Source organism: Providencia sp. PROV073 (assembly GCF_033688125.1).
In the GTDB taxonomy this organism is placed as follows: Bacteria; Pseudomonadota; Gammaproteobacteria; order Enterobacterales; family Enterobacteriaceae; genus Providencia; species Providencia hangzhouensis.
The window spans coordinates 55,771-68,263 of sequence record NZ_CP096353.1 but is presented as its reverse complement, the minus strand read 5'-3'; the positions used below and the strand labels follow the sequence as shown (position 1 = coordinate 68,263).

Below are 12,493 nucleotides of genomic sequence, written 5' to 3'. Positions count from 1 at the left end.
TTAATCCTGTTGAGTCAAAAACTGGTCAATTTCTTTACGCCATGGAACAGACGGTTGAGCTCCTGGGCGAGTCACAGCTATCGCCGCCGCCGCATGAGCAAAAATAATCGCTTCTTCGTCAGCCTTACCTTCAAGCAGTGCAGTAACGTAAGCCCCATTGAATGTATCACCTGCGGCAATAGTATCCACTGCTTTTACGCGAAATGCAGAAATTATTTTACCTTCTGCACCTTTTTCACTATACCAAACACCTCGAGAACCAAGTGTTATCATCACTTTACTAATACCTTTTTGATGTAAGGCTTCAGCTGCATCCTGAGCACCTTGATTATCATTAACCGCAATACCTGTTAAGTGTTCAGCTTCTGTTTCATTTGGTGTGATGATATCAACTAATGATAATAATGAATCAGGTAATGATTGAGCAGGTGCAGGGTTCAAAATGACTTTCGTATTGTTTTTCTTAGCTATTTCAGCGGCCATTTGTACTGTTTCAATGGGGGATTCCAGTTGCATCAATACCGCATCCGCTTCCACAATTTTTTGCTGATAATGAGCTAACCTTGCCTTGGTTAGTTGCGCATTTGCTCCTGCATTGATGCCAATTGTATTTTCCCCTTGTTGATTCACATAAATGAGGGCGACACCTGTCGTTTCACCTTCAATTGCATCAATACATTCAGTTTTAATATTATCGAGAGATAACTGTTTTTTTATACTCACACCAATATCGTCATCACCAACACAAGCAATAAACGTTATGTCAGCACCACTGCGACCTGCCGCAACAGCTTGGTTGGCGCCTTTCCCGCCAAATGCAACTTGGTAATGATCGCCTCTAACGGTTTCACCCGGCTGAGGGAAATGCTTAACATTTAATATATGATCCGCGTTGATACTACCGAGAACCACCAGTTTTGCTGTACCCATAACGTTTATTTCCTTTTTTGATGACCAATGAATTGCAAACTAAAAATAAACCGCCGCAGTATGCCGCGGCGGTTTTTATCTTATTGTTTTACCACTAATTCCAATTCAACCGGAACCGTTGAATCCACTTTTTCGCCTTTTAAGACTTTATCTGCAATCTGAACACCAACAATCCCAATTTGGTCTGGGCGCTGTGCAATAGTTGCACCTAATTTTCCACCTTCAACGGCTTTGATACCATCATTTGTTCCATCAAAACCGACAACCAGAACATCAGTACGGCCTGCGGTTTGTAAAGCTCTTAATGCCCCTAATGCCATTTCATCATTTTGAGCAAATACCGCTTGAACAGCGGGATGTGCCGTTAACAAGTTTTGCATTACGTTCAAGCCTTTTGTTCTATCGAAATCAGCAGGTTGGCTCGCCAGTAAATTGAATTTGTGCTCTTTTGCTCCAGTATTAAAACCTTCACCGCGCTCACGCGCTGCTGATGTACCTGAAATACCTTCTAATTGAATCACTTTCGCTTCATTGCCTGTTTTTTGTGCAATATAGTCGGCAGCCATTTTTCCGCCCATGCGGTTATCTGATGCCACATGGCTGACAACTTCACCTTTGTTAGCTGCTCTATCCAAAGTGATGACAGGTATATTTGCTTTATTAGCCATTAATATTGAGTTACCCACCGCATCTGAATCCGTTGGGTTAATTAACATTAATTTTGTACCACGAACGGTTAAATCTTGAACGTTGGCTAATTCTTTAGCTGGATTGTCTTGGGAATCTAAAACAATCAGCTCATAACCCAATTTATCCGCTTCTTTTTGTGCGCTATCTTTCATCGTCACAAAGAACGGGTTATTCAATGTAGAAATTACGAGTGCAATGCTATCTTTCGCCATCGCATTGACACTAACGGTTGCACTCAGTGCAACTGCAGATAATAACGTTGCTAGTTTGTTCAGTTTCATAATAATTTTCCTGTAGGGTTACTTTTTATTATCAACAAGTACAGCGAGTAAGATGACGACAGCTTTAACAATCATCTGGTAGTTTGACGAAATACCTAATAAGTTTAATCCATTGTTTAAGAAACCAAGGATAAGCGCACCAATCAATGTTCCAACTATGCGCCCTTTACCACCAGCAAGACTGGTACCACCCAGTACAACCGCAGCAATAGCATCAAGTTCATACCCATTACCTGCCATTGGCTGAGCCGATGATAAACGTGCAACTTCAATGACACTCGCCAATGCCGCTAGCAGTCCACATAAGGCATAAACCACTATTTTAATGCGATCGACATTAATACCAGAAAGACGGGTAGCCGCTTCATTCCCACCAAGTGCGTAGATGTAACGACCAAGGCGAGTATGGTGCAACATATACCATGCCGCAGCAAAAACGATGATCATTAACCAGACTGGGGTAGGAATACCAAATGGGCGGCCAATACCAAACCAACCAAATAAGTCTGCGTTATCACTAAATCCTGTATTGATAGGGCTGCCGTCTGTGTAAACTCGTGTCACACCACGCAGTAGTAGCATCATGACTAAAGTCGCAATGAAAGCTTGGACTTTTCCTTTTGCGACAATCACCCCGGTGCATGCACCGATAGCAGCACCGAGTGCTAATGCCCCCGCAACAGCCACTAATGCATTAACTTCCGCCCCGACCATAGAGGCTGCAACCGCTCCCGTTAAGGCCAATAAGGACCCAACAGAAAGGTCGATTCCTGACGTTAAGATAACTAATGTCATCCCAACCGCCATAATGGCGTTGACGGAGGTTTGTTGTAATATATTGAATAGGTTATTAACCGTAAAAAAATTCGGGCTTAATGTTGATACGATTGCAATCAAAACTAATAGTGCGATTAATGATTTTTGCTCCATCAGCCATGCTTTGCTGAACCAGCGTTTTGATGATGCGGTAGTTGAACTCATACTGATAACTCCTGAACTGAGCCATAATTTTTACCCACTGCGGCAGCCATTAAGGCTTCCTGAGTCGCGTCTTTGGCTGAAAATTCGCCGCTGATATGACCTTCGTGCATCACCAAAATGCGGTCACTCATTCCTATTACTTCAGGCATTTCTGAAGAAACTAAAATGATACTCAGCCCTTCTTTTTTAAACTGGTTAATTAGTTGATAGATTTCTTTTTTAGCACCAACGTCTACACCACGAGTTGGCTCATCGAGGATCAGTACTTTTGGTCTTGTCATCAAACCGCGCGCAATGGCCACTTTTTGCTGGTTTCCACCAGAAAGATTGCCAATTATTTGGTCCATAGACGGGGTTTTAATATTGAATAATCGTATGAAATCGCTAACGGTTTGCTGCTCTTCACCATGCTTGAGGCTTCCCCCTGCACGACTGAAATAACGTAATGCCGTCAATGACATATTTTCTTTCACTGACATGCCTAATACTAATCCATCACGTTTACGGTCTTCTGAAATATAAACAATGCCACTGTTTAAGCCATCTTGTGGTGTTTTCAGTGTTACGGGTTTGCCTTCCAGTTTTATCGTACCTGATTTTTTTGTCGCCGCGCCGTAGATGATTTTCATCAACTCTGTACGCCCCGCGCCCATCAAACCAGATACACCTAAAATTTCCCCACTCTTTAGGGTGAAATTGGCATTTGTTACACCTGGTCCAGATACATCTTCAAGCTGCAGCCTAATTTTTCCAGTTTCTACCTCAACCCTTGGATATTGGTCTTCAAGTTTACGACCAACCATCATTTCAATGAGTTTTTCTTCTTCTAATTCACTCACGGGTTTCTCACCAATAAACTGGCCATCGCGAAACACCGTTACATCGTCGCAAATTTCAAAAATTTCTTTTAAACGATGAGAAATATAAACAATGCCACAGCCTTGAGCTTTTAAGTCTTCGATAACTCTAAATAAGGATTCTGTTTCCGTGTCCGTTAGCGCATCAGTGGGTTCATCCATGATAATCACTTGTGATTGGAAGCTAAGGACTTTGGCGATTTCCACCATTTGTTGTTCGCCAATAGAAAGCTCTGCAATAGTTTGATGGCTATCATAATCAAGGTTAAGCCGTTTAAGCAGTTTGTCAGACTCACTGAACATTTTTTTCCAGTTAATTTTGCCAAATGCATTAACATACTCTCGGCCTAGAAAAATATTTTCAGCGATGGTTAATTCAGGGATCAGGTTGAGTTCTTGGTGGATAATCCCAATACCCGCCTCTTGGGAACTTTTGGGCCCATTGAACGCCACCTCTTTGCCTAAATAGCGGATTTGCCCGGCATCTTTTTTATAAATACCTGTCAGCACTTTCATCATGGTTGATTTGCCAGCCCCATTTTCCCCCACCAGCGCCATGACTTTCCCTGGATAGACATTCAATGTCGCACCACTGAGGGCTTTTACCCCTGGAAATGATTTATCAATCCCGATAAGTTCTAATAAAGGTTGCATAGTCACCTCAGAAAGTCACACCAGAACAAAGAATAACGTTAGCGAACGGTGAACATTCCCCTGTTCGGATCACTGCTTTACTGTCATGAGTGAGTTGTTTAAAACGTTCATGACTGCAATAAATAATTTCAATCGTATTGTTTTGAGTGACTTCTAACTGTTGTAAATGAGCCAAAATAGCGGCTTCCATTTGTGGGTTAATGGTGCTGATTTCCTCTGCTAGAATGGCTTTTTCAACTTGCATCTCTTGGGTGATGACACTTAAAACTGACATGAAATCTGGTAAGCCTTGCGTAATGGCTAAATCAATACGTTCCGTTCCTTGATAAATGGGTAAACCTGCATCAGCAAGCGTTATTTGGTCTGTATGACCTAATCTTGCGATTACAGAGGTAACGTTGGCATTAAGTAAAACACCCTTTTTCATTTTTCACCGCCATTCCAGTAAGCGAAACGTTTCGCTCATGTAATAATAGTAAAGATAAGTCACAACTCAATATTGATGATTAATATTTGTGATCAATATCGAAACGTTTCGTTCGTGTTGAGAAAGTTTAAAAACAATAACTTATTGAATCACTTATAGCTGAATCGTTTTTTCTAATTTCTTGGAGCATATCAAAGAAAAATGGAAAAATAGGTCGCAGTATGTAATAAAAGAAATTGATAGTTTTAATATCAACGCTTCTACAATAAAAGGAATGAATATGCAGCTTGCTGAACGAATAGCCCAATTAAGCAATTACCTTGAAAGCGGTTTATATGAACGCCAGCAAGCTATTCGTTTGTGCTTATTAGCCACATTAAGCGGTGAAAGCGTATTTCTATTAGGCCCTCCAGGTATTGCCAAAAGCTTAATTGCACGAAGAATGAAATATGCTTTTCGTCACGCAAACGCTTTTGAATACTTAATGACGCGATTTTCAACACCGGAAGAAATCTTTGGTCCTCTTTCAATACAGGCGCTAAAAGATGAAGGACGATATGAACGTTTAACCAAAGGTTATTTACCAGACGCTGAAGTCGTATTTCTTGATGAAATATGGAAAGCGGGCCCAGCCATTTTAAATACCTTATTAACGGCGGTAAATGAGCGCAAGTTCCGTAATGGTGATGAAGAAAAATCCATCCCTATGCGGTTATTAGTAACTGCATCAAATGAATTACCCGATGCAGATAATAGCCTCGAGGCGCTATTTGACAGAATGCTAGTACGTATTTGGTTGGATAAAGTACAAGAGAAACAAAATTTTCGCGCACTGTTAACAGGAAAATCATCGCTGAATGAATCTCAAATGCCAGAGCATTTAAAAATCAGTGATGAAGAGTACCAACAGTGGCAACAAGAAATTCCTAAAATTACGCTACCCGATCACTGTTTTGAACTTATTTACCAATTACGCCAGCAGTTAGATGCTACAGATAAACAACTTTATGTTTCCGATAGGCGCTGGAAAAAAGCAGTTTACCTATTACAAGCAAGTACTTTCTTTAATGGTCGCAACAGCGTATCTCCTCTAGATCTTGTGTTATTAAAAGATTGTCTCTGGCATGACATGCAATCGATGAATACTTTACCGCAACTATTGCAGTCATTATTACAAGAAGATGGCTGGCAACAGAGAAAGTTAACTCGCGAAATAGAGCAAATTTATCAGCAATGGATGTCATCGACCCAAGACCAAAACAACCAAGATGCATTTAAAGTCAATAAAAACAATGCGATGTTTGCTCGTAAAGCGTCTTACGTATTGCCCGAAAATATCAGTGACGGTCGAATTACCCTGTTTTTACATCGTCCACTTCAACTGCATAATATGAAAGTTACCTTTGTAACAACTGATAAAAAGTCACTAATAACCTTCTTAAATAAAGGAACGACACTGTCCGCTCATCTAAATGGGATTGGTTTTGCGCAAGACATTGCTGCTGAGGTAAATAATTTAAACCAGATACAGTTATTAGATGTAAGTCATCAATCATCTACTTTATATATTCAAGATAAAACCTCGTCACTTGCGCCAAATACAAATAACCAAGAGTGGCTAGACAAGCTAGATAAAATTCAAGGTGAGATTCAAGCCGCACGCTATCAGTTTGAAAAACAGCAGCCTAACTTATTTATTGAACCACACTGGCTTGCGGATATTGAACAAAGTTTCATAAAGCTCACTGAAAAGCTAAACCAATTACGTAACCAAATCATGGGTAAAGTGGCCGAATAGCGATGATGAGTTTAGCCACATTAGAAATGCTGCTTTCGGTTAATGAAGGCCAATTAATTGAAGAGATAATTATATCTTTGCTAGCAACTCCTCAATTGGCGGTATTTTTTGAAAAACATCCTCGATTAAAAAAAGCTTTACTCAAAGATTTATCGGGTTGGAAAAAGGATCTCAAACAGCGTATGCAAGATGCGCTTGTTCCCGCACAACTTTCAGAAGAATTTGAACTTTATCGTCAGTCCCTTGGGATTTCGACAGATGCCTTTTTTATCCAATTACCTAATGTCATCGCAAAACTTCACCAACTGGATTCCCCTTTTTACCGTGAGGCATATCAGCTACAGAGTGGGAAAATAGAGAACCGCAGTGCAAGGCAATCACTGTTTGTTCAAAGATGGCGTATTAGCTTAATTTTACAAGTTACAACACTACATAAAGAGCTACTAGAACAGGAAAAAGAACAATTATTGGCAGAATTACAACGCCGACTGGCTCTAAGTGGTAATTTAGAAGATATTCTTGGCGAAAATGATCGTGCTGCTGGCCGGCTGTGGGATTTAACCAAAGGTGTGAACATGACTTCCGCTTATAATGACCAATTATTAAGCCGATACAGTGAATTTTTACGTCAGCAGCCTGAATTAGAAAAAATAGCCCAATTATTAGGCCGTAGCCAATCCGCTCAATCCATTCCTGATGATAGTGTTTTTCTTGAACCAATGACTATCATGGAAAAAGTGCCAGAAACGGTTCCTGAGCAAGTTAATGGCTTAAATCAGAGTGATGATATTTTACGGTTATTACCTGCAGAACTCGCTATGTTAGGCCTTGAAGATATTGAATTTGAGTTCTATCGAAAATTACTCGAAAAACAGCTTCTAACTTATCGGTTACAAGGAGATAGCTGGCAAGAAAGAAAAGTTCTGCGCCCTATTACCCACCACCATAATGAAGAACAGCCAAGAGGACCATTTGTTGTATGTATTGATACATCGGGTTCGATGGGCGGTTTAAATGAACGCTGCGCCAAAGCATTTTGCCTCGCGCTAATGAAAATTGCGCTGGCGGATAACCGCTCATGCCATGTGATGTTATTTTCCACAGAAATTGTACATTACGATTTACTTTCTATTGATGGCTTAGAGCAATGTATTCGTTTTTTACATCAAACATTTAAAGGTGGGACTGACCTTGCGGCTTGTTTGCAAGAAACCGCAATAAAATTGGAATCAAAACAGTGGATTGATGCAGATGCCGTGGTGATTTCTGATTTTGTTGCTCAGCGTTTACCGAATGAGTTAATTCAGAAAATAAAGATTATGCAGAAGAAAGGTAAATACCGCTTCCATGCGGTATCTGTATCAAATTATGGGAAACCCAGTATCATGAAGATCTTTGACCATATTTGGCGTTTTGATACTGGGTTAAAAAGCAGGCTGTTACGCCGCTTTAGCCGCTAATTACAGCATACCTTCAACGGATTTTTGCATTTCAGCACCCCATACACCACATTGCACTTGGCCAATGTGTTGGCGTTGAAGAAGTAGCATAACTAAGCGAGACTGGCCAATACCACCACCGATAGTTTGTGGCATTTCACCTTTCACTAACGCTTGGTGCCACTCTAATTCCATACGTTTTTCATCGCCAGTTAAACTCAATTGACGAGTTAAACACTCAGGACTTACGCGAATTCCCATTGAAGAAAGCTCAAATGCGTCCTGTAAAACAGGGTTCCACACAATGATGTCGCCGTTCAAACCACAAAAACCGTCTTCATTTTTTGTTGTCCAGTCATCGTAGTCTGGCGCACGAACATCATGTGATTCACCGCTAGATAGCTTACCACCGATACCAATTAAGAATACTGCACCTAATTCTTTTGCGATTGCGCGTTCACGCCCTTTCGCATCTAAATCAGGGTAGCGCTGTAACAACTCTTCACTGTGAATAAAGTGGATTTGGTCAGGCAGGAACGGTGCCAACCCAAATTCTTTACTTACGGCAGCTTCTGTTTCTTTTATTGCCTTATAGATTTTACCCACTGTCTGCTTCAGATAAGGAAGTGTACGTTCCTCATCTGCCATCACTTTTTCCCAATCCCACTGATCAACATAGACGGAGTGGATTGGGGTTAAGCGATCCTCGTCCGGACGCAACGCTTTCATATGAGTGTATAGACCTTGGCCTTTACTAAAACCGAAACGCCCTAATGTTTTACGTTTCCATTTAGCCAAAGAATGAACCACTTCAAAGGTTGCACCTGGAATTGATTTCACTTTCACTTGAACGGCTTTTTCGCTGCCAGATAAGTTGTCTTGAGTACCATCCCCTAAGCGGCTTAGGATTGGCCCTTGAACTTCAATTAACCCTAATTCTTTTTCAAGTAAACGTGAGAAATATGATTTCACAAAACTAATTTGTTGCTGATGTTCGATAAATGACTTGTCCATAATTTATTCCCATAATTTGTTAGCTGTATTAGCTGATGTATAGATTAAGCAACAAAATGAGGTATAAATTCAATATCCATCATTAAAAAAAGCCTTTACTGTTTATTTTGAATAAAAAAACAGGTATAAAAATGAATAATCGTTAAAATAGAGGTGAAATAATGCCGGAAAATTATCAAATCGATAATCTCGATCGTGACATACTTCACGAATTAATGGCAAATGCACGCATACCGTATGCTGAATTAGCCAAAAAATTCGTTGTTAGTCCCGGGACAATTCATGTCCGTGTCGAAAAAATGAAACAAGCAGGAATTATTAAAGGCACACGTATTGATATAAACCCAAAACAATTAGGGTTCGATGTTTGCTGCTTTATTGGCATTATTTTAAAAAGTGCAAAAGATTACCCAACCGCACTAAAAAAATTAGATGCCTTAGAAGAAGTTGTCGAGGTGTACTATACAACAGGGCAATACAGCATTTTTATTAAAGTAATGTGCCGTTCTATCGATTCTTTACAAGACGTACTTATCAACAAAATTCAGACCATTGATGAGATACAATCCACAGAAACACTGATCTCCTTACAAAACCCGATCTTACGAACAATCAATCCGTAGAAAAAAAATGATATAACCACATTATCCACAGGTAGATCCCAGCTCATTCACAGCGTACAATAGCGCCCTATTATTGTGAAAGAGAATCACCATGACAAAAGTAACCTTAATAAGTGGCAGTACAATGGGCAGTGCGGAGTATGTTGCCGAGCACATGGCTGAGATTTTAGAAGAACTCGGTCATGAAACCGAAATTCAGCATGGCCCGGAGCTTGATGACTTAACACTTGAAGGCATATGGCTGGTGGTGAGCTCAACACATGGTGCAGGTGATCTCCCTGAAAATATTCAACCTCTTTTTGATTCAATAGAAGAAAGTGCTCCTGATCTAAGCCAAGTTCAATTTGGCTCGGTAGGGATCGGTAGCTCTGAATATGACACTTTTTGTGGTGCGATCCATAAAATAGATGACTTGTTAACCAAGCAAGGGGCTAAAAGGATCGGTGAATGTTTGGAAATTGATGTCCAACAACACGAAATACCCGAAGATCCCGCAGGGGAATGGGTTAAAATTTGGGCAAATGAACTCTAATTTGATTAAAATAACAGCAATCAACTGTGGATAACTCAGGGAAGATCCCGGTATTAACCCGTAGTTATCCAGAGTATAAGTTTTAGGTTCCCCATGCCCTGTGTATAAGTACCCTTTTTGATCCCAGCTTATACGCAAATGGATCACGGATCATTCACAGTATATGATCCTTTACACTTTTATGATCTTTAAAGTGAAAATCCACTTATCCACAGAAACGAGTGATCCTAATAAAAGATCTAATAAAGAGATCTTTAAATAAAAAGATCTTTATATTATATAGGGGAGAAACCTAAAGCTTGGTCTCTTCCTCAAACTTGAGTAGAATTCTCTCCTCAAATGCACAATCCGCATTTTCTAACGTTTAAGGTCCACACATGTTTTATCCAGAGCAATTTGACGTCATCGTAATTGGTGGTGGTCATGCCGGTACTGAAGCAGCAATGGCAGCTGCACGTATGGGGCGTCAAACCCTATTACTGACTCACAATATTGATACATTGGGCCAGATGTCTTGCAACCCAGCCATCGGTGGGATCGGTAAGGGGCATCTGGTTAGAGAAATTGATGCCCTTGGTGGTCTAATGGCCACAGCAACAGACAAAGCAGGTATTCAATTTAGAACATTAAATGCCAGCAAAGGGCCTGCAGTTCGTGCAACCCGAGCACAAGCTGACCGTGTTCTTTATCGCCAAGCTGTTAGAATGGCTTTAGAAAATCAGCCAAATTTGATGATTTTTCAACAACCTGTAGAAGACTTAATTGTTGAAAACAATCGAGTTACAGGGGCTATTACTCGCATGGGCTTAAAATTTAAAGCCAAAGCTGTAGTATTAACCGTTGGTACTTTCCTTGATGGCAAAATTCATATAGGTTTAGAAAATTACAGTGGTGGTCGTGCAGGTGATCCCCCTTCAATTTCACTTTCTCAACGTTTGAGAGAATTGCCTTTACGTGTTAATCGTTTAAAAACAGGAACGCCACCACGTATTGATGCAAGAACTATTGATTTCAGTCAGTTAGCTCAACAGCTAGGTGATGATCCAATGCCGGTATTTTCATTTTTAGGTTCACAAGATCAACATCCACAGCAGATGCCTTGTCATATCACCTATACCAATGAAAAAACCCATGAAGTGATCAGAAATAACTTGGATCGTAGCCCTATGTATGCAGGGGTTATTGAAGGGATCGGCCCACGTTATTGCCCTTCGATCGAAGATAAAGTTATGCGTTTTGCCGATAAAGACTCACATCAGATCTTCTTAGAGCCAGAAGGCTTAACAAGCAATGAAATTTACCCTAACGGGATATCCACCAGCTTACCATTTGATGTTCAAATGCAAATTGTTCATTCCATGAAAGGAATGGAAAATGCAAGGATCATCCGCCCTGGTTATGCTATTGAATATGATTTCTTTGACCCTAGAGATCTAAAACAAACGCTTGAAAGTAAATTTATTGATGGCTTATTTTTTGCTGGCCAAATTAACGGTACAACAGGTTATGAAGAAGCAGGGGCTCAAGGACTACTAGCCGGCCTTAATGCTGCACAACATGCCTTTGGTTTAGAAGGTTGGTTCCCTCGTCGTGACCAAGCTTATATTGGTGTTCTCGTTGACGACCTTTGTACTTTAGGGACAAAAGAACCTTACCGTATGTTTACCTCACGTGCTGAATACCGTTTGATGCTTCGTGAAGACAATGCAGATTTACGTCTGACAGAAAAAGGCCGAGAGTTAGGTTTAGTTGATGATGTTCGCTGGGCGCATTTTAATAACAAAGTCGAATTGATTGAAAAAGAGCGTCAGCGCTTAAAAGATATCTGGGTTCATCCTAAATCGGATAACCACACAGAAATAGATGGAATTTTAACCGTTCCATTATCTAAAGAAGCAAATGGGGAAGATTTACTCCGTCGCCCAGAAATGACGTATAAAATGTTAACTTCACTCAACCTTTTTGCACCGGGTATTGATGATCCTCAAGCTGCGGATCAAGTGGAAATCCAAGTTAAATACGAAGGGTATATTGCTCGTCAAAAAGAAGAAATTGAAAGACAACTGCGTAATGAAAATACCTTGTTGCCTGTTGACCTTGATTACAAACAAGTCAAAGGGTTGTCTAACGAAGTGATGGCGAAACTAAACGATCATAAACCAACATCTATTGGTCAAGCATCACGAATTTCAGGGATCACGCCTGCTGCAATCTCTATTTTACTTGTTTGGCTGAAAAAACAAGGCATGCTACGCCGGAGCGCTTAA

11 protein-coding genes are annotated in these 12,493 nt (G+C 40.4%); 5 read left to right on the top strand and 6 right to left on the bottom strand.

Annotated elements, in window-relative coordinates; all coding sequences use genetic code 11:
- The 5 genes from rbsK to rbsD form a co-directional block, all read right to left on the bottom strand.
- The gene (gene rbsK, locus M1F17_RS00265) at positions 1 to 930 is read right to left on the bottom strand and encodes a ribokinase (protein WP_004906346.1); all 930 of its coding nucleotides are present in this window, start codon (positions 928 to 930) and stop codon (positions 1 to 3) included.
- An 80-nt stretch (positions 931 to 1,010) separates the two neighbouring features.
- Entirely contained in the window at positions 1,011 to 1,901 is an 891-nt protein-coding gene (rbsB, locus tag M1F17_RS00260) for a ribose ABC transporter substrate-binding protein RbsB (RefSeq protein ID WP_094962015.1), read from the bottom strand.
- 18 nt (positions 1,902 to 1,919) lie between these two features.
- Positions 1,920 to 2,882: a ribose ABC transporter permease gene (gene rbsC, locus M1F17_RS00255; RefSeq protein WP_004906340.1), complete on the bottom strand. Its 963-nt coding sequence runs from the start codon at positions 2,880 to 2,882 to the stop codon at positions 1,920 to 1,922.
- Complete coding sequence (gene rbsA / locus M1F17_RS00250; RefSeq protein WP_096863684.1) at positions 2,879 to 4,393, bottom strand: ribose ABC transporter ATP-binding protein RbsA; 1,515 nt, start codon at positions 4,391 to 4,393, stop codon at positions 2,879 to 2,881. The genes rbsC and rbsA overlap by 4 nt, the downstream gene beginning before the upstream one ends.
- Positions 4,394 to 4,400: 7 nt before the next feature.
- Positions 4,401 to 4,820: a D-ribose pyranase gene (rbsD, locus tag M1F17_RS00245; RefSeq protein WP_094962013.1), complete on the bottom strand. Its 420-nt coding sequence runs from the start codon at positions 4,818 to 4,820 to the stop codon at positions 4,401 to 4,403.
- Positions 4,821 to 5,100: 280 nt separating this feature from the next.
- Here rbsD and ravA point away from each other — a divergent pair, with 280 nt between their 5' ends.
- Both ravA and viaA read left to right on the top strand, forming a co-directional pair.
- Entirely contained in the window at positions 5,101 to 6,618 is a 1,518-nt protein-coding gene (ravA, locus tag M1F17_RS00240; RefSeq protein ID WP_318837161.1) for an ATPase RavA, read from the top strand.
- Positions 6,619 to 6,620: 2 nt separating this feature from the next.
- Positions 6,621 to 8,078, top strand: coding sequence for an ATPase RavA stimulator ViaA (viaA, locus tag M1F17_RS00235; protein WP_180312267.1), 1,458 nt, complete (start codon positions 6,621 to 6,623; stop codon positions 8,076 to 8,078).
- Here viaA and asnA read toward each other — a convergent pair whose 3' ends face one another.
- The gene (gene asnA / locus M1F17_RS00230; RefSeq protein ID WP_318837160.1) at positions 8,079 to 9,071 is read right to left on the bottom strand and encodes an aspartate--ammonia ligase; all 993 of its coding nucleotides are present in this window, start codon (positions 9,069 to 9,071) and stop codon (positions 8,079 to 8,081) included.
- A 161-nt stretch (positions 9,072 to 9,232) separates the two neighbouring features.
- On the opposite strand from asnA, the gene asnC reads away from it, so the two are divergent.
- The 3 genes from asnC (at position 9,233) to mnmG (ending at position 12,493) form a co-directional block, all read left to right on the top strand.
- Positions 9,233 to 9,694 carry a transcriptional regulator AsnC gene (gene asnC, locus M1F17_RS00225; RefSeq protein ID WP_094962010.1) on the top strand — a complete coding sequence of 154 codons (462 nt, stop codon included), beginning with the start codon at positions 9,233 to 9,235 and terminating at the stop codon, positions 9,692 to 9,694.
- A 91-nt stretch (positions 9,695 to 9,785) separates the two neighbouring features.
- Complete coding sequence (gene mioC, locus M1F17_RS00220; RefSeq protein WP_094962009.1) at positions 9,786 to 10,226, top strand: FMN-binding protein MioC; 441 nt, start codon at positions 9,786 to 9,788, stop codon at positions 10,224 to 10,226.
- Positions 10,227 to 10,603: 377 nt separating this feature from the next.
- Positions 10,604 to 12,493 (top strand): tRNA uridine-5-carboxymethylaminomethyl(34) synthesis enzyme MnmG, encoded by a 1,890-nt coding sequence (gene mnmG, locus M1F17_RS00215; protein WP_004906322.1) that lies wholly within the window; start codon positions 10,604 to 10,606, stop codon positions 12,491 to 12,493.

Excerpts from the sequence above, each read along its gene's own strand:
- rbsC (WP_004906340.1), bottom strand. The coding sequence starts at position 2,882 with ATGAGTTCAACTACCGCATCATCAAAACGCTGGTTCAGCAAAGCATGG.
- rbsA (WP_096863684.1), bottom strand. The coding sequence starts at position 4,393 with ATGCAACCTTTATTAGAACTTATCGGGATTGATAAATCATTTCCAGGG.
- rbsK (WP_004906346.1), bottom strand. The coding sequence starts at position 930 with ATGGGTACAGCAAAACTGGTGGTTCTCGGTAGTATCAACGCGGATCAT.
- mnmG (WP_004906322.1), top strand. The coding sequence starts at position 10,604 with ATGTTTTATCCAGAGCAATTTGACGTCATCGTAATTGGTGGTGGTCAT.
- viaA (WP_180312267.1), top strand. The coding sequence starts at position 6,621 with ATGATGAGTTTAGCCACATTAGAAATGCTGCTTTCGGTTAATGAAGGC.
- mioC (WP_094962009.1), top strand. The coding sequence starts at position 9,786 with ATGACAAAAGTAACCTTAATAAGTGGCAGTACAATGGGCAGTGCGGAG.
- asnA (WP_318837160.1), bottom strand. The coding sequence starts at position 9,071 with ATGGACAAGTCATTTATCGAACATCAGCAACAAATTAGTTTTGTGAAA.
- rbsD (WP_094962013.1), bottom strand. The coding sequence starts at position 4,820 with ATGAAAAAGGGTGTTTTACTTAATGCCAACGTTACCTCTGTAATCGCA.
- ravA (WP_318837161.1), top strand. The coding sequence starts at position 5,101 with ATGCAGCTTGCTGAACGAATAGCCCAATTAAGCAATTACCTTGAAAGC.
- asnC (WP_094962010.1), top strand. The coding sequence starts at position 9,233 with ATGCCGGAAAATTATCAAATCGATAATCTCGATCGTGACATACTTCAC.
- rbsB (WP_094962015.1), bottom strand. The coding sequence starts at position 1,901 with ATGAAACTGAACAAACTAGCAACGTTATTATCTGCAGTTGCACTGAGT.